The 20100-nt window shown below is 63.8% G+C and carries 20 protein-coding genes; 7 read left to right on the plus strand and 13 right to left on the minus strand.

Annotation, left to right across the window (positions count from 1 at the left end; all coding sequences use genetic code 11):
* Together dprE2 and dprE1 are read right to left on the minus strand one after the other, a co-directional pair.
* Positions 1 to 765: a decaprenylphospho-beta-D-erythro-pentofuranosid-2-ulose 2-reductase gene (gene dprE2 / locus AC5WEY_RS05630; protein ID WP_057477283.1), complete on the minus strand. Its 765-nt coding sequence runs from the start codon at positions 763 to 765 to the stop codon at positions 1 to 3.
* Positions 762 to 2213, minus strand: a complete 1452-nt coding sequence (gene dprE1, locus AC5WEY_RS05635) for a decaprenylphosphoryl-beta-D-ribose oxidase (RefSeq protein WP_495645024.1) — start codon at positions 2211 to 2213, stop codon at positions 762 to 764. The genes dprE2 and dprE1 overlap by 4 nt, the downstream gene beginning before the upstream one ends.
* A 47-nt stretch (positions 2214 to 2260) precedes the next feature.
* Here dprE1 and AC5WEY_RS05640 point away from each other — a divergent pair, with 47 nt between their 5' ends.
* Entirely contained in the window at positions 2261 to 2779 is a 519-nt protein-coding gene (locus AC5WEY_RS05640) for a GtrA family protein (RefSeq protein ID WP_495645025.1), read from the plus strand.
* Positions 2780 to 2897: 118 nt separating this feature from the next.
* On the opposite strand, the gene AC5WEY_RS05645 is transcribed toward AC5WEY_RS05640, so the two are convergent.
* Both AC5WEY_RS05645 and rfbA read right to left on the minus strand, forming a co-directional pair.
* Entirely contained in the window at positions 2898 to 3485 is a 588-nt protein-coding gene (locus AC5WEY_RS05645; protein ID WP_495645026.1) for a dTDP-4-dehydrorhamnose 3,5-epimerase family protein, read from the minus strand.
* The gene (rfbA, locus tag AC5WEY_RS05650; protein WP_495645027.1) at positions 3482 to 4354 is read right to left on the minus strand and encodes a glucose-1-phosphate thymidylyltransferase RfbA; all 873 of its coding nucleotides are present in this window, start codon (positions 4352 to 4354) and stop codon (positions 3482 to 3484) included. Before rfbA ends, AC5WEY_RS05645 begins: the two co-directional genes overlap by 4 nt.
* Positions 4355 to 4487: 133 nt before the next feature.
* On the opposite strand from rfbA, the gene AC5WEY_RS05655 reads away from it, so the two are divergent.
* Entirely contained in the window at positions 4488 to 5006 is a 519-nt protein-coding gene (locus AC5WEY_RS05655; protein ID WP_495645028.1) for a maleylpyruvate isomerase N-terminal domain-containing protein, read from the plus strand.
* A gap of 18 nt (positions 5007 to 5024) precedes the next feature.
* Here AC5WEY_RS05655 and AC5WEY_RS05660 read toward each other — a convergent pair whose 3' ends face one another.
* Genes AC5WEY_RS05660 through AC5WEY_RS05670 form a run of 3 tightly spaced genes read right to left on the minus strand, consistent with a single transcriptional unit; the run spans position 5025 to position 7389 of the window.
* Positions 5025 to 5399: a hypothetical protein gene (locus tag AC5WEY_RS05660; RefSeq protein ID WP_156399545.1), complete on the minus strand. Its 375-nt coding sequence runs from the start codon at positions 5397 to 5399 to the stop codon at positions 5025 to 5027.
* On the minus strand, positions 5396 to 6607 hold the full coding sequence (locus AC5WEY_RS05665; RefSeq protein ID WP_495645029.1) for a WXG100 family type VII secretion target: 1212 nt from the start codon (positions 6605 to 6607) through the stop codon (positions 5396 to 5398). Before AC5WEY_RS05665 ends, AC5WEY_RS05660 begins: the two co-directional genes overlap by 4 nt.
* Positions 6604 to 7389 (minus strand): DUF8017 domain-containing protein, encoded by a 786-nt coding sequence (locus tag AC5WEY_RS05670; protein WP_495645030.1) that lies wholly within the window; start codon positions 7387 to 7389, stop codon positions 6604 to 6606. Before AC5WEY_RS05670 ends, AC5WEY_RS05665 begins: the two co-directional genes overlap by 4 nt.
* A gap of 190 nt (positions 7390 to 7579) precedes the next feature.
* Here AC5WEY_RS05670 and rfbB point away from each other — a divergent pair, with 190 nt between their 5' ends.
* A complete protein-coding gene (gene rfbB / locus AC5WEY_RS05675; protein WP_495645031.1) occupies positions 7580 to 8584 on the plus strand; it encodes a dTDP-glucose 4,6-dehydratase in 1005 nt (334 codons plus the stop codon).
* Here the strand turns inward: rfbB and AC5WEY_RS05680 are convergent.
* The 5 genes from AC5WEY_RS05680 to AC5WEY_RS05700 are packed head-to-tail and all read right to left on the minus strand — an operon-like array spanning position 8581 to position 14111.
* On the minus strand, positions 8581 to 9417 hold the full coding sequence (locus AC5WEY_RS05680) for a glycosyltransferase family 2 protein (RefSeq protein ID WP_495645032.1): 837 nt from the start codon (positions 9415 to 9417) through the stop codon (positions 8581 to 8583). The genes rfbB and AC5WEY_RS05680 overlap by 4 nt on opposite strands.
* On the minus strand, positions 9414 to 9881 hold the full coding sequence (locus tag AC5WEY_RS05685; RefSeq protein ID WP_495645033.1) for a GtrA family protein: 468 nt from the start codon (positions 9879 to 9881) through the stop codon (positions 9414 to 9416). The genes AC5WEY_RS05680 and AC5WEY_RS05685 overlap by 4 nt, the downstream gene beginning before the upstream one ends.
* Positions 9878 to 10819 (minus strand): NAD-dependent epimerase/dehydratase family protein, encoded by a 942-nt coding sequence (locus AC5WEY_RS05690; RefSeq protein ID WP_495645034.1) that lies wholly within the window; start codon positions 10817 to 10819, stop codon positions 9878 to 9880. Before AC5WEY_RS05690 ends, AC5WEY_RS05685 begins: the two co-directional genes overlap by 4 nt.
* Positions 10816 to 11868 (minus strand): glycosyltransferase, encoded by a 1053-nt coding sequence (locus tag AC5WEY_RS05695; protein WP_495645035.1) that lies wholly within the window; start codon positions 11866 to 11868, stop codon positions 10816 to 10818. The genes AC5WEY_RS05690 and AC5WEY_RS05695 overlap by 4 nt, the downstream gene beginning before the upstream one ends.
* Positions 11869 to 11882: 14 nt before the next feature.
* Positions 11883 to 14111, minus strand: a complete 2229-nt coding sequence (locus AC5WEY_RS05700) for a hypothetical protein (protein WP_495645036.1) — start codon at positions 14109 to 14111, stop codon at positions 11883 to 11885.
* A gap of 188 nt (positions 14112 to 14299) precedes the next feature.
* Between AC5WEY_RS05700 and AC5WEY_RS05705 the strand changes: the two genes are divergently transcribed.
* The 4 genes from AC5WEY_RS05705 to AC5WEY_RS05720 all read left to right on the plus strand — a co-directional run bounded on the left by AC5WEY_RS05705 (position 14300) and on the right by AC5WEY_RS05720 (position 19201).
* Positions 14300 to 16087, plus strand: a complete 1788-nt coding sequence (locus AC5WEY_RS05705; RefSeq protein ID WP_495645037.1) for an N-acyl-D-amino-acid deacylase family protein — start codon at positions 14300 to 14302, stop codon at positions 16085 to 16087.
* A complete protein-coding gene (locus AC5WEY_RS05710; RefSeq protein ID WP_495645038.1) occupies positions 16084 to 16689 on the plus strand; it encodes a TetR/AcrR family transcriptional regulator in 606 nt (201 codons plus the stop codon). The genes AC5WEY_RS05705 and AC5WEY_RS05710 overlap by 4 nt, the downstream gene beginning before the upstream one ends.
* Entirely contained in the window at positions 16686 to 17519 is an 834-nt protein-coding gene (locus AC5WEY_RS05715; protein ID WP_495645039.1) for an alpha/beta fold hydrolase, read from the plus strand. The genes AC5WEY_RS05710 and AC5WEY_RS05715 overlap by 4 nt, the downstream gene beginning before the upstream one ends.
* Positions 17520 to 17683: 164 nt before the next feature.
* Entirely contained in the window at positions 17684 to 19201 is a 1518-nt protein-coding gene (locus AC5WEY_RS05720) for a glycosyltransferase family 39 protein (RefSeq protein ID WP_495645040.1), read from the plus strand.
* Between the two features lie 14 nt (positions 19202 to 19215).
* Here AC5WEY_RS05720 and AC5WEY_RS05725 read toward each other — a convergent pair whose 3' ends face one another.
* Complete coding sequence (locus AC5WEY_RS05725; protein WP_495645041.1) at positions 19216 to 20079, minus strand: TylF/MycF/NovP-related O-methyltransferase; 864 nt, start codon at positions 20077 to 20079, stop codon at positions 19216 to 19218.
* Positions 20080 to 20100 lie beyond the last annotated feature (21 nt).

Genomic DNA, 20100 nt, shown 5'->3' on the forward strand with positions numbered 1-20100 from the left:
TTAGATGGGCAGCTTGCGGAAGATCGGCCGCGGAACGTGCCGCAGCACCATCATCACCAGACGCCACGGTGCGGGAGTCCAGATGAGCGGAGTGCCTTTGCGCGACGCGTTGACCGCGAGCTTGGCGATGACCTCCTTGTCGACGGTCATCGGGGCTTCCTTTACGTGCGCGCTGAACTTGGTGCGCACCATGCCCGGACGAACGACGGTGACGCGAGGTCCGAACTCGCGCAGCGCTTCTCCGAGTCCGAGGTAGAACCCGTCGAGTCCGGCCTTGGTGGAGCCGTAGACGAAGTTGGAGCGGCGAACCCGCTCGCCGGCCACCGAGGACATGACGATGATGCGGCCGTAGGCCTGCGCCTTCATCTTCTCGCCGAGCAGCACGCCGACCGAGACGGAAGCGGTGTAGTTGATGTTCGCGGCGAGGACGGCCTTGCGCTGGTCCTGCCAGAGCTGCTCGGCATCGAAGTCGACGGCGAAGGCAACGATGGCGACGTCGACGTCACCCTTGGCCCAGGCCGCGTCGATCACCTTCGGGTGTGACGCGGTATCGAGAGCATCGAAGTCGATGACGTCGACCGACTTTGCGCCCTTGGCAGTCAGTTGTGCGACGGCACCGTCACGAAGCGGGTCGTTCGGCAGCGCAGCGAGGATGACACGTGCCGGAGACTTCGACAGGTACTCCTCGGTGATCGCGAGACCGATCTCGCTGGTACCACCCAGAACGAGAATCGTCTGTGGGTTACCTACGGCGTCAATCGTCACAGCAGTTCCAGCCTTCTAGCCATATCGGAGGCGAAAACGCCTGTGGGGTCTACAGATCGGCGGACCTTGATCCACTCGTCGATCCGTGGGTACATCGAATGGAACGTCTCGGCGTCGGTGCGCGAATCCTTCGCGGTGTACAGACGGCCACCGAACTCCAGCACGCGCTTGTCGAGTTCGCGGACGAACTCGTTCAGGCCCGGCTTGATCGGGAAGTCGACGCAGATGTTCCAGCCAGGAATCGGAAAGCTCAGTGGCGCTTTGTTTCCGGGCCCGAACAGCTTGAACACGTTGAGGAACGAGTAGTGCCCCGACTTCTGGATGTCGACGATGATCTTCTTGAACTCGTCGACTGCCTCCGGCGGCACCACGAACTGGTACTGCAGGAATCCCTTGGAGCCGTAAGCACGGTTCCACTCACCGAACATGTCGAGGGGGTGATAGAACGCAGTCAGGCTCTGGATCTTGTTCCGATAGTTGCCGGCCTTGCGATACCAGGCTTCGCCGACCGCGGAGAACGTGAACTTGTTCGCCAGACCGTTCGGGAAGATGTCCGGAAACGTCACCAGGGGCTTTGCGTTGAAGCGCAGCGGATCCTTCTGCAACTTCTCGGGCAGCTGATCCAGACGCGCCAACGATCCACGTGACAACGCCGCGCGGCCGAGCTTGGGGGGCGGAGCAACCGCGTCGAACCAGGCACTCGAGTAGTCGTAGTTGTTCTCGCTGCCGTCACTGTGCAGGGCGATGGTCTCGTCGAGGGTGCTGGTGACATCACCGTCGGCGATGAAGTAAGCCGTTTCCGTCGGCGTCATCTCGATGGTCGCGCGCAGGATGATGCCGGTCAGGCCGTTGCCGCCGACCGTGGCCCAGAACAGCTTGGCGTTCTTGCCCGACGGCGTCAGGTGGCGGATCTGACCATCCGCGGTGAGCAGTTCCATCGAGCGGACGTGGTTGCCGAAGCTGCCCGCGCTGTGATGGTTCTTGCCGTGGATGTCGGTGCCGATCGCGCCGCCGATCGTGACCTGTCGCGTTCCCGGCAGCACCGGTACCCATAGGCCGAACGGCAGCGCAGCGCGCATCAGCTGATCGAGGTTGACCCCACCGTCGACGTCGACGATGCGCGTCGACGCGTCGATGCTGTGAATGCCGTTGAGGGCATTCATGTCGATGACGAGGCCGCCGGAGTTCTGCGCGTTGTCACCGTAGGAGCGACCGAGGCCGCGGGCGATAACGCCGCGTCGTAGGTAGGACGGCTTGGAGTCGTTCTGCTCGGCGACCTGCTTGACCGCGCTGGCGATGAGCTCGGGGTCGGAGGTCGAGAGCACTTCTCCGGTGGAGGGCGCGGTGCGGCCCCAACCGGTGAGTGTGCGGGTCTGCGTGGGTAGCGGCGCAGTGTTCCCGGCCTGTGGTTCCAGGGGGAAGAGTGCGTCGTCGGCTGTCGTGGACATCGCTCAAGAGGGTACCCGCACCGCGGCAGCGGCTAGTGTCAGTCCTCGTGTCCACCCCCGACCGCTCCGCAGAAGAAGGCTCCACGGGCGACGACTGGTCGCCCGAGGACGAAGAGTTGCAGCATCACGTTCCGCTGCCCGTCGAGCTGCCGCTGACCGAGAACATCGCCGACGCGGCCCTCGATCTCAAGACGCAGGTGCTGCGATTCTTGGCGACGGGTGTGCTGTCGGCGATCGTGGATCAGGGCGTCAACCTGATCCTGCATTTCGTGTTCGGCGTCGGGGTCACCCTGGCCAAGGCCATCGGCTTCGTACTCGGAACCACCACCGCGTACCTGATCAACCGTCGCTGGACGTTCAACGCGGCACCGTCGCGTGCCCGGTTCCTCGCCGTCGTCGCGCTGTACGGCGTCACCTTCGCCGTCCAGGTCGGCATCTACACCTGGCTCTACCAGGCCCTTCCCGACGGATTCTGGTACGCCAACGTGGCCTTCGTCGTCGCGCAGGGCACGGCGACGGTCATCAACTTCCTCGTCCAGCGCTTCGTGATCTTCAAGATTCGCTAGCTCCCCCTCGTGCGCGTTTTGCGTACCTCCAGGGGCGCAAAACGCGCACGAGGGGAGATGGCCGGTATGGCCTGTTTGCGCCGGATACCCAGCCGTCCCGGCCGGCCCACGAAGGGGGTCACACCTCGAATGTGGGCAGGGATCCGGCTTCGAGGGCCTCGGCGAGGGTGGGGGCGGCTGTGTCCTTGTCGGAGAGCTCGTAGGTCAGGGGTGTGCCGTCGCGGGCGGTGGTGGGCCAGTCGATGCCCAGGGCGGGGTCGAGCGGATTGATGTCGCGGTCCAAGGCCGGGGTGTACTCGAGGCTGCACAGGTACATGACAGTGGAGTGGTCTTCCAACGACAGGATCGCGTGGCCGAGTCCTTCGGAGAGGAACACTGCTTTGCGGTCGATGTCGTCGATCAGCACGCTGTCCCATTGCCCGAACGTCGGGGATCCGACACGCAGGTCGACGATGACGTCGAGGAACGCTCCGCGGGCGCAGGTGACGTATTTCGCTTGCCCGGGTGGGTTGGTGGTGAAGTGGATCCCGCGCAGCACTCCGGCGGCGGAGACCGAGCAGTTCGCCTGCTTCAACTGCAACGCCCGCCCGGTGGTCTCCTCGAACAGGCTCGCTTTGAACCATTCGAAGAACACGCCGCGGTCGTCTCCGAACTGGCGTGGGGTGTATTCGTAGGCACCGGCGATGCTCAACTCACGAAAGGTCATCGGTTTCCTCGGTCGATCAGATCCAACAGGTAGGTGCCGTAGCCGGATTTGACGAGCGTCTCGGCCCGCACGCGCAGTTCGTCGTCGGTGATGAACCCGCGCCTCCAGGCGACTTCTTCGGGGGACCCGATCTTGAGGCCTTGGCGTTGTTCGATGGTGCGCACGTAGTTCGAGGCATCGAGGAGTGAGTCGAAGGTGCCGGTGTCGAGCCAGGCGGTGCCGCGGGGCAGGACTTCGACTTGGAGGCGGCCGGCCTCCAAGTAGTGGCGGTTGACGTCGGTGATCTCGTACTCCCCACGCGCGGACGGCTCGAGGTCGTGGGCGATGGCGATGACGTCGTTGTCGTAGAAGTACAGGCCGGGGACGGCGTAGTTGGATTTCGGTGCGGCGGGCTTTTCTTCCAACGAGATGGCTTTGCGATTCGCATCGAATTCGATGACGCCGTAGGCGGTGGGGTCGGAGACCTCGTAGGCGAAGACGGCTCCGCCGTCGATGGTCTCGAAGCGCGAGAGTTGGGTGCCCAGGCCGGGGCCGTAGAAGATGTTGTCGCCCAACACCAATGCCGCACTGTCGGTACCGATGTGGTCGGCTCCCAGGACGAACGCTTGGGCGAGGCCGTTGGGTTCATGCTGGACCTTGTAGGTCAGGGAGATGCCGAATTGGGAGCCGTCGCCGAGCAGGCGGGTGAATTGGTCGGCGTCCTGGGGGGTGGTGATGATGAGGATCTCGCGGATCCCGGCGAGGATCAGGGTCGAGAGCGGGTAGTAGATCATCGGTTTGTCGTAGACCGGGACCAGCTGTTTGCTGACGCCCATCGTGATCGGATGAAGTCGCGAGCCCGTGCCGCCCGCCAGAATGATTCCCCGCATGGACCCGCAGTCTTCCAGACCCTCCGGCCGACCGCGCGGTTGTGCCTGCTCCGTTTCCGCTGCGTGAGCTACGAGGTGCACATACGCTCGCGGCATACCCCGCCCGCCGAGAGAAGACCGGAGGACAACGATCGTGACGAGCCGCACCCAGATCGAAACCGGTATCAGCCAGGTCACCACCCTTCTTGCGGCAGCTGAGGGCGATGCCAGAGCGTCGGCCACGCCCTGCACCGACTGGACCGTCGCCGACCTGACCGACCACCTGGTGCACACCGCGGGTCAGTTGGTGACGATGGCCCGCGGCGAAGATATCGATTGGTCGATCTCGCCGCAGTCCGTCCCCGACCCGATCCCACTGTGGACCGACCGCACCGGTGAGTTGCTGGCAGTGATCGATGCGGGTTCGCCGCTGCCGCTCGGCATGGTGGCTGCGGAATTCTCGGTCCACGCGTGGGATCTCGCGACCGCGCTCGGTCGCGGCACCGATGATTTCGACCCGACCGTGGCGGAGGAGGGAATGGCCTTCATGTCCGAGAATCTGACCGAGGAACGCCGCGCCGGTGCTTTCGACCCGGAACAGCCCGCACCGGACGGGGCCAATGCCTACGAGCGCCTCGCGGCCTTCGCCGGACGGACTGTCTCGCGTTCCTGAGACGTCGCTGCAGGCGGCTCATTCCCACGGGATTCGGTACGGCTGAGATTCGACCTCGTCCTCGGTGTTCGGTGTCGGCCATTCGGCCGGCCAGTCGATCTGCGGATCTCCCTTCAGTTCGTCGACCTCAGGAGGGAGCGGAGACGCCTCCAACTCGATGCGCTCCCAGCTGCATTCACCCGATGCGACGAGATCGGCGAATCGAGCCAACGCGGCTGACGCCCGTGGTGACGACGCCAGGCGGGCCAACAGTTCCGCGGTGACGTGTCGGGTTCCCGCCGGAGGTTTTACGTCGGTGTCGAGAGCTCGCGTGCGCGCGGACTCGAGCTCGCCGCAGGATGCCATCAGACGGTCGTAGGCAACTCGGGCGTGCGGAGGCAGGGACTCGATCATGCGTCCCGCCATGGTTCGTCGCCGGTGCCGACCGAGAAGTCCTCGTCCGGTGTGTCGAGTACCGGTCTGATATCCGCGGTCTTGCCCGCTTCGACGGCTTGCTTGCCGTAGTCGAGGAAGTCGTTCAGCGGCCGTAAGGTGTCGTCGATCTTCTGGCCTACCTGGCCTTCGGGGTCGCCCAGCGCGTCGAGGAACCCGCCGAAGTCGTCGACCACCTGCTCGATCTTCACAATGAGGTCTTTCGTCAGATCCATTGCTGTCCAGCATATTTCGATAATGCTCTCAACCTGCCATGCGGTGCCGACCACCGGCACTTTCTTGAGCATGACCTTCAATGCCCCGCGGGCATTGTCGACGGCCACTTCGGACTCGAGCAATTCGACGACTTTCTGAACCACTGCCAGCGCTGCGCCACGAAGTTGCTCGGCGACGGCTGTACAGATTGCGGCGATCGTTCGGCCGGCCGGACCTTCCCATCGCATCGCGGCCAGTTGTCGGTCGGCATAGTCGGTGAATGCCTGTGCGGCAGCGCCGTTCCAGTGGCTGTCGATACGACGTACTCCCGCGGCGAACGATTCACAGGCGGCTTCCATCGCGTCGCCCGCAATCTGATACGCCTGGCCGATTCTCCTGATCTCGTTCCAGTTGCCGGTGATCGGAATCGTCGCCTCGTTCAGAGGGCTCCATCCGGAGAGCTCGAAGATCGTTCTGTCGATCTCTCCGAGCCAGCTCGCAGCTTCGTCGAGTAGGTCTCGGATGTCGTCGATAACGGGATTCGGTGCAGGATAGTCGATCCCATGGGGACGGCCGTACTCGGCGGCACCGTCGAAATCATCGACATGCCCGGCCGCGGCGTGATCCGAACTGCCGCGGTCGATGCCCGGTAGCGGTGGCAGAGATGTGTGCGCGTTGAGTAGGTCGTAATTCTGCTGATCTTGATCGGCATACAACCAGGCAGCCTTATTGAGCTCGGCGCCCATCTCCCCGCAATTGACGGACAAGTGAACCTGCCGAGTGCGTGTCATTTCCTGAAACCGTGCGAGATACGGCTGAAGTCGCTTCAAAATCTGCCCGACCACGTTCTCGCCAAGGCCCGCATGATCGAGCAGAAAGCGATGACTGGCCAGAGTATCGCCGCCAATGTGATCGAGAAGGTCTCCGAGGCCGGCGATTTCCGAGGGATCGCCCTCGAAGGTCTCCTCGGTCATCGGGGCTGCCCCGTCGTCGAACCAGGCTTGCGGAGTGTCGAGATCAGGGTGTCCACAGTCGAGTAGTCCAGCGAGCCCTCGTTGCTCTGGTCGAGCTGAACCATGAATACCGCGACGGTTGCCGTGGCGAATCCCGGTATCGCCACGACGTCGAATGTGGCCTCGGTTGGGCTGCATTCCACGCTGGCGTGGATGCCCGAGCCACGAACGGTGTATCGCACGGCAGGCTCCCCATCGACCTCGATGTCCTGAGGCTCCGAGTATTCGATGCGTGGTGGGGCAGCGGAGTCATCGCCGAAGACGACTTCCGCACCGCGGGCAGCGTCCAGCGCCGCGGCGTGCAAGTCCATCCCGTTGCGGCCAGTCATACCGGACTCGGCGAGCGACGACCCGTCCACTTCTGGGCAGTAGCCGTAGCCGTAATCGGCACTGGCACCGTAGACGACCGACTTACCATCGTTCGACCAACCCGCGATTCCGGTCGAGAAGTTTCGCCACTCTGCCGGTATTTCGTAAGTCCAACCGAATTTGGTGGCGATGGGCTGCGGTTGCCCGGCGGGTACCTCGATTTTCGGTGGCGGACGGTTCATCGACGGAAAGCCCGGTGGCAGTGGCGGCGGGGCCGTCGTCGAGCCCGTGGGTTTCGGCGACACCGGCGGTAGAACCTGTACACCCTCGTACGGTTCCGGTACCGGCGGTGCCAACTGCGGGATTGCCCACATGACCCCGAACAGCAGCGCTACCAATGCCGCGAGACGAATCAAAATTTTGCCCAGACCCATTGACGTACTCCCCCCGAAGTCGAACAGAAGCTAGCACGCGCGCCCGACAACAATGGCCGACCGCCTGAGCGGTGCAACTAGTGCTCCACTCGAAGGACTCATCGCCGGCATCCTCCCCGTTGGGGCCTCGAGTGGAGCATCCCGTGCAGCGACATGCCCGCACGAGTCTCCACCGGTAAAGTGCCTGATCATGAGAATTCTTGTCACGGGTGGGGCCGGGTTCATCGGCGCGAACTTCGTACATCAGACCCTCGCGCAGCGCCCCGACTCCCAGGTCACCGTGCTCGACAAGCTCACCTACGCCGGCAACAAGGCCTCCCTCGCCCCGGTGGCCGACCGCATCGACTTCGTGCACGGCGACATCGCCGACGCCGACCTCGTCGACGGGCTCGTCCGCGAGACCGACCTGGTCGTCCACTTCGCCGCCGAATCCCACAACGACAACTCGTTGACCGACCCGTGGCCTTTCGTGCACACCAACGTCATCGGAACCACCACGTTGCTCAATGCGGTCCGCGAACACGACGTGCGCTACCACCACATCTCCACCGACGAGGTCTACGGCGATCTCGAACTCGACGATCCGGCCAGGTTCACCGAGTCGACCCCGTACAACCCGTCGAGCCCGTACTCCTCGACCAAAGCCTCGAGCGATCTGCTGGTGCGCGCCTGGACCCGATCATTCGGGGTCCGCTCCACCATCTCCAACTGCTCCAACAACTACGGCCCGTACCAGCACGTGGAGAAGTTCATCCCGCGTCAGATCACCAACATCCTCAGCGGATCGCGCCCCAAGCTCTACGGCGCAGGCCAGAACGTGCGCGACTGGATCCACGTCGACGATCACAACAGTGCGGTCTGGGCCATCATCGACGGTGGCCGTATCGGCGAGACCTACCTCATCGGAGCCGACGGCGAAGCGAACAACCGCACCGTCCTCGAAGCGATCCTCGAAGAGACCGGCCATGAGCCCGACGCCTTCGATTTCGTCACCGACCGCCCCGGCCACGATCTGCGCTACGCCATCGACTCCACCAAGCTGCGTACCGAATTGGGCTGGACGCCAACCTATGTCGACTTCCGTGCCGGATTGAAAGCCACCGTCGACTGGTACCGAGACAACGAGCAGTGGTGGCGACCGCAGAAGGACGCCACCGAGGCCGTCTATGCGACCAAGGAATCCGTTCTGCCTTAACTGCTGCGCGACATCCGATGTCGCAGCAGCACATACACCGCACGACGCATGAAGGACGTTATCAGAGCCTTGGCGTTTCCGATGCGAACGTCGCTGCTGGACAGCAACGTCGGATCGCTTGCCCGGAGTGAGCGGTGGAAGTCTGCAGCTTGACGCGCCTGCTGCGTGGCCAACTCGACGCTCCACTGTCCCGAGTTGATACGGAACGACGCCAACGGCTGCGGGATGGCGACGATGTCTCCGCGGAGCGCGACCGCGATGAAGGTGGCCTGGTCGATCAGGTAGGGATGGCTGTTGTCCCACAGTCCGATCTCGCGCAACTCCGACAGCTTCATCATGACGCCGCCCGGCTCACCGAAGATGTTGGCACCGGCCCGAACTGCCGTTCGGGCTGCGACGCGGCCGGAGACCCGTCCCTGCAGTCCGCCGAGTCCGCGCGCGGCGATGACGGTTTTGCCGTAGGCGTCGATGAGGGTGCGCTGCGAGGCAACCAGGACGGCGGACGGGGTGTCGTCGAAGGCCTTCACCTGGGTGGCCAACGCGGTGGGAGCGATGGTGTCGTCGCCGCAGACGAGTTTGATCAATTCGCCAGTGGCCTCGGCTGTCACGCGATTCCAGTTGGCCTGCGCACCGCCACCGGCCGGGGTGGTCAGGAGGCGAATCCGGGGGTCGTCGAACTTCTGCGCGACGGCCAGGGTTCCGTCGGTCGAGGAATGATCGGCGATGACCAGTTCGAAGTCCGTGTACGTCTGGGCAAGGATCGAATCGATGGTCTCGGCCAGGTATTCGGCGTTGTTGTATGCCGGGACGACGACGGAAACTCGGGGTGTCATGGTGTGGGGGCCTGACTCTTTCTGCGAAACGAGAAGTCGCGGTAGCCGAAGAAGCTGACGACTGCCATCACTGCTGTGACGACCAATTGTGAAGGGATGGGCGGGAAGTGGAGTACCGATACGGCGATGGTCATCAACGAGATGTTCGCGAGGAACGCCCCGAAGTTGACCACGAAGAAGCGAAGCAGGTCTCGGAAGAAGTGCCCGCGCACTCGAAACACCAGGTAGCGGTACATCGCGAACGCGCACAGCACGTTGCACAGGTAGCCGAGCACGATGGCGGCGTGATAGCCGTACCGTTCACCGATCAGCAACTGCCACAGGACGAACCACGCGGTACCCAACGCGGTGTTGACACCACCGACCAGCAGGAATGCGATCTTCTGATTCTTGACGATGCGCATCAGAGGCCCGGGCGCACCGCTCATGCCGGCCGGGGGAGCGGGAGTCTGCGGCTCGGTCATCGGCCGACCCCCAGTGCTTGACGCGTCGCGACCAAGGTCGACGCGATGCCTGCGGGCAACGTGCGATGGGTGCGGCGATCGATTTCCGGCCAGACAGTCGACCGCAGTCGCAGATCACGGCCTTGGAACGCCGCGAGTGGCGATGCGGCGAGCACCACGTTCGGCCGTCGGCGAAAGACGGTGCGGCATGCTCCGAGGATCGAACCGATCGTGACGGCCTCGCCCGAGGCGAAGATCTTGATCGTGGGCGGCATTCGTTGCCCGGCAGACATCTCGAGGGTGTCGGCCACCATCTCGGCCGCATCGGACACGTAGAGATAGTCGCGCAGCGTATCCATCGGTACGAAGATGGACACGGGCGAGGCCATCAGGTATCCACGGCACAGGTGTGAGATCAGGCCTTGCGGTTTTGCGAGATTCTGCCCCGGGCCGTAGAGGTTCGCGAAACGGCCGATCGCCACATTGATACCGGTGCGCACCCCGAAGTCGGTCGCGATCGACTCGGACTCGAGCTTCGCGAAACCGTAGTCGCCCAACGGAACCGGCTGCGTGCCCTCGTGATGCGGCGCTCCGAGTGCGCCGGCGTACACGCCCCCTGCGGACGAGGCGAGGAAGACCGTTCCGGCGTCGGCACGATTGACGGCGACTGCTTCGATACGCGAGAGGACTGCGTGAATGAGCTCGTTCTCCTGAGCGAACTGCGCTGCGCTGGTGCCGTTCACGCCCGCACCCGCGGCCCAGATCACGTTCCACGGACCGTCGTCGAACGAGTCGAAAAATTTCGAACAGCGTTGCAGCAGAGCTTCTTCGGCCAACGCATTGTTCGTCCAGGGGATCGTGCTGGTGTACACGCGATGCCCGCGGCGTTGCACTTCCCGGGTCGCTGCAGCGCCGAGTAGCCCGCCGCTGCCGACGATCCAGGTGTGCGTCGCGGTCACGTCGGTTGTGTGTTGTCGGTCGGCTGTGAATTTTCGACTGATTGTGCCGGCGCGGTGCGTCCGAGCGGGCCGTTTCCGGGATCGGTGACGATGAGGTACGGCGGCTTACCCATGGCGGTCTTGACGTTGACGCCCACGTATTCGGCCACCACTCCAAGTGAGAACAGCGTGGCTCCGAAACCGAACAGCAGGATGACCATCGTCGATGCCCAGCCGCGCACCTCGGCACCGGAATCGAACACGAAGTACGAAATCAGTACGTAGGCGACGAGAATCAGGCCGAGCAGTGCGAAGGCGATTCCGATGAAGCTGACCAACCGCAGTCCCTTGGTGCCGCTCGAGAGCACCATCCGCCAGAAGTGCGAGAGCAGTGTCCGCAATCGGTAGCCCGATCGACGGTCCACCTCTTCCCGCAACGCCACAGGGCTCGTCGAGACGTCGCCTGCGATCCACCCGAGGGCGATGTCCAGGTACGCCTCGGAACCGGCGTACGCGGCGACGGAACGGCCGACTTCGCCGAGCACCAGGCGGTAACTCTGGTAATCGACGGTGTTGTCCCCGGCCAGAGCTTTGGCGATCAGCCACTTCGATCCCCGGGAGGCCGCATTGCGCCACAACCCGTGCGGCGCGACATTGGTGGGCTTGGCGTAGACCACGGTGGACTGCCGGTCGAGGGCAGTATCGAGCATGCCGCCGATGGCAGCCGGGTCGTGTTGACCGTCCTCGTCCATCGTGACGATCCACTCACCACCACTCGATGCCATACCGGCCAGCGTGGCGGGGTGTTGGCCGAAATTGCGACTGAGCCAGACACCACGAACGAACGGGTGCGCTTCGGTGAGCTGCCGAATGACTGCAGCGGAGTTGTCGGGCCCGTGATCGAAGACGAGCAGAACCTCTTCGACGATCATCGGTCGGCCGAGAGGAGTGTGTACCACCTGGGTCAACGGAATGATCTCGTCGATCAACGCGCTGAGCGTCCGTTCGCCCTGATACACCGGAACCACGATGGAAATGCGGTGCGGATCAGCAGCAGAATCGTCGGACATCACGGGGTCTGACCCTATCTGCTCTTGCCATTACCATCGAACTTCGCCGCGGAAGAGCTTCTGCGTCGTCGCACATCGAGCACCACCAGGCCGATCAGCACCAGCACTCCGCCTGCCATCGCAGCCAATCCGAGTCGTTCGCCGGGCGGTCGGAAAGTGATCTCCAGGTCGGCGTTCTCGGTGCCGGGCGGCAGGTCGACGTACAGGAAGATGTCGGCCAGGCCCTTCGTCTGCAGCTCCTCACCGTTGAGCGTCGCGGTGTACCCGGGCCAGGCCAGTCGCGAAAAAACAACGCTTCCGCCGTCGGGTGCACTGACGTCGACGTGCTCGGAGTCGGCGTCGAAGCTGCGGGTCTCGGCCGTGGCGTTCACCGTCGCGACGACGCGTCCCGACGTCGTGGGAATCAGACCGTCGACACGTTCGAGGACGTAGATCTGGCGAGCGGACTCGGGCGTGGGAGCGGTCACCCACTGCCAGCCTGCGGGTGCGGGCCGGGAGTTCGCGAGCGGATACTGGTTCTTCTGCAGCACGATTCGATCGAGTTGCATCAGGTCGGCGTAGGTTTTGCCGGTGTACGGCTCGATCTCGAACACGCGCCGAAAGGCGTCCTTGCAGGTCGATCCTTCGTGCTCGAAGCACAGCAGGTTGGCGAAGTCGAGATATCCGACGGGGGTGTACGCGTTGACGTAGTCCAGGCCCATGATCTTGGCGGAGTTGCCGTACACCTGGGAGTGCCAGGGCAGCTGCGGGTCGTCGGGGCCCTGTGCTGCGGTCTCGGTCAGTGCGCGGTTGCCGAGTTGCAGGGTTGCGCCCTGCCACTGCGGGAACTCGGCCTTGGCCTCGGATTGCGACGCGGGTAGCCACCATTTGGTGAACGGCGGATCGTAGGTGGCCACCTGATACATCGCGACCGGTGCGATCGTTGCGAGCAGCAGTGCTGCCGTCGCCCTGGTGGAGAATCGGTGGGTCAGCAGTAGCGCGAGTGCGCCGACGAGCAGGATGGCCAGCGCAGCGAGGACGTGGCGGCCGAAGAACTCCGGTCCCGAGGAGCCCGCGCGCAGCAGTAACACCACTGTCAGAAGACCGGCAGCGAGCAACCGGGGCCGCAGCTTGTCCAGAGTGCCGTAACGACTGAGCAGGGTGACCGCGAGAATCAGCGCGACGATGGCGACGAAGGGAAGGATGCGCGCGGGCCAGCGGATGGGGCCGATATCGCTCGGCCCGGCTGTGAAGACCAGTGCGAATACCAACAGGATCAGCGGTGCGGCCAGCTCGCGCAAGGCCGCGGGCACCCGACGCCACGCAATGAACGCGAGCGCGGGCACGACGAACCAGGCGATGTAGGTGACCGGTGCCAGAGTGGTCTCACCCGACCACGATTCGATGCTCGTCACAGCCGTCGGCACGCTCGCGGTCAGTGATTCCGACCACGGTGCCGTCAGGAAGTTGTCGTTGAAGGTTCCCTCGTCACCGCTGCGCCAGGTGACAGCCGAGGTCATGACTCCAGGGAGGAAGGTGACAGCCCCGCACGCGGCCGCGGCGATACCGACACTGCACACCTTCAGCGCAGGACGCCACAGGCGTTGGAACAACCGTTCGCCGATCGCGACGGAGCCGATCATGACGCCGGCCATGACCGCAGCGTGCACATAGCCCACGCTGATGGCCAAGTAGAGGAACACGAACGGTACGACGGGTCCGCTGCGGCCGCGGGCGCACTTCACCGAGCTCGCCCACGCGTTGGTGATGTAAGCGGTGCCGATGAGTGCGGTCACCCACGAGGTGTTCTCGAAGAACAGGGTGAAGCCGACGAACGGTGCACTCGCGCCTGCGACGGCAGCCCAGTCGGCGCGCGCTCCGTAGGTGAGTGCGACGCGATAGACGCCCCAGGCCAGCAGGATCGAGAAGCCGAGTTTGACCGTCGTGGCGAGCAGTACCAGGTTGTCGATCGACGGCGAGATGTAGTTGATCGCCATCTGCACCGGGTTCCACAGACCGCCCTGGCCTTCGACGGGATAATTGCCCGCCATCCATTGGTCGAGCACCAGGGACGGAAAGTGACCGTCGCGCATGATGCGCCCGAGCTGGAGCCAGTTGGGAACGGCACCGGATTCGGTGTCGTCGATGTAGAAGAAGCGCGGGTCGACGCTGAGTATCAGGAGGTAGCCCAACACGACGACTACGGCGACCGCCGCGCCCCATACGAGGCGCTCTCGTCTGCCGTCGGGCAGCGAGCTGCTCATCGTCTGGGTATCCGTGGTGGGCAAGGGGTCAACTCCGTGAGTTCGGGCAAAGACACTCGACTGTAGCTCTCGAGGTGTCCGGGAACCGAAACGTCGACGCGTGCGTGACGCAGATGTCGGCAGCACATCGGCTATTGCGAGCGATCACTCTCTAAGTTAGAGTTTCGTCATCCTATGACGGAGGTCACATGAACCCGAATATTCCTTTCGACGTTGTCATCACCGGCGGCACCGTCTACGACGGATCCGGCGGCCCGGGGGTGCGAGCCGATGTTGGCATCGTCGACGGCGTCGTACGGGCTGTGTCCTCCACACCGCTCGAGGCGGGCGCAACGACCGAGGTGGTCGACGCCACCGGCAAGTGGGTCACCCCGGGCTTCGTGGACGTGCACACCCATTACGACGCAGAAGTGCTCGTCGGGCCCGGTCTCGAGGAATCCGTCCGGCACGGGGTCACGACCGTTCTGCTGGGGAACTGTTCGTTGTCGACGCTCTACTCCACCCCGGTCGACATCGCGGACCTGTTCAGTCGGGTCGAGGCGCTGCCGCGCGATCATGTGCTCAAGGCCGTCGACACGCACAAGACGTGGACGAGCCCCGACGAGTACATAGCAACGCTCGAGCGCCTACCTCTCGGTCCCAATATCGCTGCAATGGTCGGGCATTCGGATCTGCGCGCGCACGTCATGGGTTTGGACCGCTCCACCGATCGCAGCCAGAAGCCCACCCGCGAGGAATGGCGCGCCATGTCCGACGCGCTCGAGAAGGCGCTCGATGCCGGGCTGCTCGGAATGTCGACCATGACGAATCCGTGGGACAAGCTCGACGGCGATCGATACCGGTCACGTTCGTTGCCGTCCTCGTACGCGCGGTGGAGCGAGTTCCGTTCTCTGCACAAGATTCTGCGTCGACGCGGGCGGTTGCTGCAGAGCATTCCGAACCTGAACACTAAGTACGACATGCTGTTCTTCCTCGCCTCGGCCACCGGCATCGGCCGCACTCCGCTCAAGATCTCGCTGCTGGCGGCGGCGGATGCCAAGGCGTCGCCCTGGATTCACCGGGCTTTCGGTCCGCTCGCGCGTATCGTCAACGGACCGGGAAAGGGCCAGTTCCGGTGGCAGCACTTGCCGACGACGTTCGACGTCTACTCCGACGGTATCGATCTTGTCGTGTTCGAGGAGTTCGGCTCGGGTCGCGCTGCTCTTCATCTACGAGAAGAATTGGGCCGCAACGAGTTGCTCTCGGACGAGGCATACCGTCGTTGGTTCCGCGCCGATTTCGAGAAGAAGTTCAGCTCGCGCGTCTGGCATCGGGATTTCGCCGACGCCGAGATCACCGAGTGCCCCGACGCGTCGGTCGTCGGCAAGAACATTGCTGAGGTCGCGGCCGAGCGTGGTGTGCACGTCGTCGACGCCTTCCTCGATCTGGTGGTCGAGCACGGGCGAAAGCTGCGCTGGCACACTACGGTTGCCAATCATCGCAAGAAGCAGATGGACAAACTGATCAACCAGCCCGGAGTGACGGTGGGATTCTCCGATGCCGGTGCTCATCTGCGCAACATGGCGTTCTACAACTTCGGCATTCGGTTACTCCACCGCGTGCACGACGCGCAGCACGATCGAAAGCCGTTCATGACCGTCGAGAAGGCCGTGCACAAGCTCAGTGGTGAGTTGGCGGACTTCTACGGAGTCGACGCCGGACACCTTCGGGTGGGCGATCGTGCCGATATCGTCGTGATCGACCCGAACGGTCTGGACGACGAGGTCCTGGCCTACCGAGAGGAGACCATGCCGGAGTTCGGTGGCCTGAGCCGGATGGTCAATCGCAATGATCGTGCTGTCACCGCCACTCTGATCGCGGGCCGAGTGGTGTTCTCCGGCGGCACCTTTGCTCCGTGGTTCGGTGTGTCGGAGCGTGCGGGTAGCTTCCTGCGCGCAGGCACTCCGACGGCTCCTCGTCGCCGGGAGCGTGTGTGAGCCCCAGTCAACAGCAGCGCCGAACCGAAACCATCGGAAAACTGCTCGACGCGACCATCGCCTCGTTGTGCGAGAAGGGCTACGCCGCAACCAGTGTCAGTGAGATCGTCAGCCGCGCGGGGGTGTCGTCCGGGGCCATGTTTCGCCATTTCGACACCAGGTTCGATCTGATCGTCGCTGCAGCCGACGAGGTTCGCAGGCGTCAGTTCGTGGAGTTTCGTCATGGCCTGTCCGGTTTCGGGAGCGCATCGATCGAGCACTGCCTCGAACTATTGCGGTCTGCGTGCCGCGCGCCGATCAACGGGGCCTGGTACGAGCTGTTGACCGCCGCGCGCAGTGACGAGGAACTGCGAGAAAGATTGCACCCGTTTACTGTTCGATATCACGAGCAGATCGCCGAACTTGCTCGTACGTTACCGATCGCGGGAGTGATAGAGCCACGGCAGCTGGAGACGGTGATCTTCAGCGTGGTGCACCTGCTCGACGGAGAGGCGCTGGCGGCGGTGGTGCATCCGCAGCCCGAGCAAGAGGCCATGCGGCTGAGGATGATTGCTCACCTGTTGCGTGGTGGCACTCTGCAGGCTCTGACGGACGCGGGATGACCGGCTGGACGGTACGCACGTCCGGAGCCGAGCTTCCCGTATTCGAGTACGGCAACCCGTCCGCGCGCTCGACGGTGCTGCTGGTGCACGGCTATCCCGACAACCATCACGTGTTCGATCGGCTGATCGCCGAGCTCGGCGACACGGTTCGAATGATCGCCTACGACACGCGCGGTAGTGGAGCATCCGTGCTCGAGCCCGCGGCGGACGTTGCCATCGAGCAGCTGGCGCGGGACGCCTTCGCGGTGGTCGAGTCGATTCCCGGGCTCACCGGCAAGGTGCATGTCTTCGCCCACGACTGGGGGTCGGTTCAGATGTGGGAGGCGATGGCCTCGCCTCGGGCGGCCACCGCGTTCGCGTCGTACACGTCGGTGTCGGGGCCCAGTCTCGATCACCTGCGGCAAGTGGCGCGGGCGCGTCTGGTGCGTCCGCATCGATGGCCGTCGCTGATCGGTCAGCTGGCGAGGTCCTGGTACGTCTTCGGGTTCCATCTGCCCGTCCTGGGCAGGCGAGTGCCGGGGTTGTTGGCTCGACTGAGTGGTGGTGGCGCACCGGCCCCGTCGACCGCGGATCAGCAGCGCGGCATCGCCCTGTACCGGGCAAACGTGCTGCGGCGTGTGCTCCGTGGACCCGATCCACGGTGCGGCGTCCCGACCACCGTGGTGGTTCCGACACACGACCGCATGCTGTCGCCGAACCTCAACGGCGGACTCGACCGATGGATCCCCGAACTGAGTGTCGTGCACGTCGACGCAGGCCACTGGTGGCCCCACACGCACCCGGCCGATGCCGCTCGCGTGCTGATGGAGAAAGTTCGGGACGCGAAGTAGACGGCGAGCGTCGGACAGTTCGGTCGTCGGCTGTGCGACCATGGTCAGTGGTCTTCTTCACGAAGAAGCCGCACAGCTGACCGCTGAAACCGTCACTACTCGAACTGGATTGGGTCTCTCTGGGTATGGACAGCACTGCTCTCGATCGTCTCCGGTGCGGGACGATGACAGTGAGGGGTGAACGCACCCCTGGAGTGCTTGCGCCCGCAGTAGCAGTCTTCGCATTCGTGATTGGCGTCGCCGCGTCGTGGGTTCCGTCGTACTGGTACGACGAGGCCGCCACGGTGTACTCGAGTCGTCGCTCGTTCAGCGAGTTGCTGGAGCTGTTGCGGGGTGTCGATATCGTCCACGGTGCCTATTACGTCGGAATGCATCTGTGGGGCCGAGTATTCGGCTTCTCCGAGTTCTCGATGCGTATTCCGAGTGCTGTGGCTGTGGGGTTGGCTGCAGCGGGAGTGGTGGTGCTTGCATCGCGGCTGTCCACACCGCGAGTCGCTCTGTTCTCCGGTGTTGCGTTCGCGCTGCTGCCCAGAGTGTTGTGGGCTGCAGTCGAAGCGCGTAGCTACGCGTTGACGGCAACCGCAGCAGTGTGGTTGACCGTGGTATTTCTCGTTGCACTGCATGCTCGTTCGCGGTGGTGGTGGGTTCTCTACAGCGCGATGCTTGCACTGTCGATTGTGCTGTTCGTGTATCTCGCGACGTTGGTGGCAGTACATCTGCTGGTCATGCTGGCACGCCGTCGGCTTCGCGCGTCCTTCCTACCGTGGGCGACTGCTGTCGTCACGGCACTGGTAGTCACCGCCGTCTTCTTGAAGATTGTGCTCAGGCAGGCGACCCAGGTGGGATGGATACCGCCTATCGACAGCAACTTTCCAAGGGTTGTGCTCGACCAGTGGTTTGTCGGCGCGCCTCTGTTCGAGGTAGTTGTCGGCGTCATTTTCCTTGCTGCACTGGTTGTTCGGAGGACCCGCGGAATCGGTGGAGGGGACTGGCGCCGTGGACCCATGCCGGTCGCGATCCCGTGGATTCTCGTACCGATGGCCGTGATGGTGATCTATTCGATCGTTCGGTCGCCGATTTACCTCGACCGGTACTTCACGTTCACCACACCTGCTGTGGCCTTGTTGCTCGGGGTGGCCCTCGATCGTGTGAGTCGGCCGCGATGGTTGCCTGTGCTGCTCATCGGAGTGTTAGCTCTGGCCGCGCTGCCGGCGTATCTGCAGCAGAGATCGGCGTGGGCCAAGCCGCTACAGATGGATTTCAGTTATGCCAACGAGTTCGCAGCAGCCAATGTCGCTCCGGGAGACTGCGTTCTCTTCGGGCGTTCCGCGTGGAACCCGTCCTCGCAGCGGCTGATCGAGGATGTCGATCCGTCCTCGTTTGCCGGAACACGCAGCATCGGCCTCGCGAAGGACGCCGCCGAGTCGGGGCAACTGTGGGACGAGGAACGCCCGCTGTCGGAACTCGCGCCGGAACTCGCCGGATGCCAGGTCATCTGGTACTTCACCGATCGGGACCGCAGCCAGGCCGAAACTGTGCGGTTGACCTCGAACGACACCTGGGTGTTGCCGCCCTTTAATTTCGAGACTTCATCCGACTACTCGGAACTCCGGAAAGCGGGATTCCACGTGGAAGAACAACACACAATTCACGTCAGCCAGGTAGTGCGGCTGGTGCGGTAGGTCTTGGGCGCGCACTAGTTCGTCCGAGTTCTGGGAGCCTTGCGAATCCGCACGACGACCTGTTCGTTGTCGACCGTGTATCCGAGGTAGTCGAATTCGGTGCCGGTGCGTGCGACGAATTCCGTCCACGCCCGGTACTCGTGGTTGCGCCAGCCGGGGAAGTTGAAGTACTCGTCGAACACGATGACGGTGCCCACTGCGAGTCGATCGGCCACCAGATCCAGTACGGTGACCGTCGAGGAGTACAGGTCGGCGTCGAGGTGCAGGAAGGCCAGCTTCTCGTGGTGGCCCTTCAGGAAGCCCGGCAGGGAATCCTCGAACAAGCCGGGGACTATCTGCGCGCCCGGCACTTCGGGAATGCTCTCCTGCTCGAACAGGCCCTTTGGGAAGCCCGTACGCCAGGTCTCGGGTAGGCCGGAGAACACGTCGAATCCGGCGACGACGGTGACGTCCTTTCGCGACGCCAATTCCTCGGCGATGATCTCCAGCGTCGTGCCGCTGGCGACACCGAATTCGAGTGCCATGCCGCGGATGGTCACCTCGCCGAGCGCGAACCTCAACGTTGCGTGCGGCAACGGAAAGGTGGGCGCAGTCGACATCATTTCTTCGGCGAACTCGGCGCTTTGAGCGGCGGCCTCGACCTCGGAAGCGAAAAAGAGATCGCGTCGCATGCGTAGCTCGAGCCCGCGCACGAACCCCCGCAATTCCTCGATCTCACGGCGCTGACGTTCGAGGACGTCGAGCAGTGTTGCTTGCTGATCAGTCGTCTGCTCCGTCAACTGTGCAGTCTGCTGCGCCAGAACCTCGCCGATGGCCCGTTGAAGCTTCTCCCGTGCCGACGACTTGATGCGATCCGCGAGCTTCCGAGGTTCCGTCATGGGCACACGGTAGCCGGTGGG

The sequence above is a fragment of the Rhodococcoides sp. S146-33 genome (assembly GCF_059489205.1).

What these genes read in the sequence shown, in the direction of transcription:
- dprE1 (WP_495645024.1), bottom strand. Translation starts at nt 2,213, where the DNA reads ATGTCCACGACAGCCGACGACGCACTCTTCCCCCTGGAACCACAGGCC.
- AC5WEY_RS05645 (WP_495645026.1), bottom strand. Translation starts at nt 3,485, where the DNA reads ATGACCTTTCGTGAGTTGAGCATCGCCGGTGCCTACGAATACACCCCA.
- rfbA (WP_495645027.1), bottom strand. Translation starts at nt 4,354, where the DNA reads ATGCGGGGAATCATTCTGGCGGGCGGCACGGGCTCGCGACTTCATCCG.
- AC5WEY_RS05660 (WP_156399545.1), bottom strand. Translation starts at nt 5,399, where the DNA reads ATGATCGAGTCCCTGCCTCCGCACGCCCGAGTTGCCTACGACCGTCTG.
- AC5WEY_RS05665 (WP_495645029.1), bottom strand. Translation starts at nt 6,607, where the DNA reads ATGACCGAGGAGACCTTCGAGGGCGATCCCTCGGAAATCGCCGGCCTC.
- AC5WEY_RS05670 (WP_495645030.1), bottom strand. Translation starts at nt 7,389, where the DNA reads ATGGGTCTGGGCAAAATTTTGATTCGTCTCGCGGCATTGGTAGCGCTG.
- rfbB (WP_495645031.1), top strand. Translation starts at nt 7,580, where the DNA reads ATGAGAATTCTTGTCACGGGTGGGGCCGGGTTCATCGGCGCGAACTTC.
- AC5WEY_RS05680 (WP_495645032.1), bottom strand. Translation starts at nt 9,417, where the DNA reads ATGACACCCCGAGTTTCCGTCGTCGTCCCGGCATACAACAACGCCGAA.
- AC5WEY_RS05685 (WP_495645033.1), bottom strand. Translation starts at nt 9,881, where the DNA reads ATGACCGAGCCGCAGACTCCCGCTCCCCCGGCCGGCATGAGCGGTGCG.
- AC5WEY_RS05695 (WP_495645035.1), bottom strand. Translation starts at nt 11,868, where the DNA reads ATGTCCGACGATTCTGCTGCTGATCCGCACCGCATTTCCATCGTGGTT.
- AC5WEY_RS05700 (WP_495645036.1), bottom strand. Translation starts at nt 14,111, where the DNA reads ATGAGCAGCTCGCTGCCCGACGGCAGACGAGAGCGCCTCGTATGGGGC.
- AC5WEY_RS05705 (WP_495645037.1), top strand. Translation starts at nt 14,300, where the DNA reads ATGAACCCGAATATTCCTTTCGACGTTGTCATCACCGGCGGCACCGTC.
- AC5WEY_RS05715 (WP_495645039.1), top strand. Translation starts at nt 16,686, where the DNA reads ATGACCGGCTGGACGGTACGCACGTCCGGAGCCGAGCTTCCCGTATTC.
- AC5WEY_RS05720 (WP_495645040.1), top strand. Translation starts at nt 17,684, where the DNA reads ATGACAGTGAGGGGTGAACGCACCCCTGGAGTGCTTGCGCCCGCAGTA.
- AC5WEY_RS05725 (WP_495645041.1), bottom strand. Translation starts at nt 20,079, where the DNA reads ATGACGGAACCTCGGAAGCTCGCGGATCGCATCAAGTCGTCGGCACGG.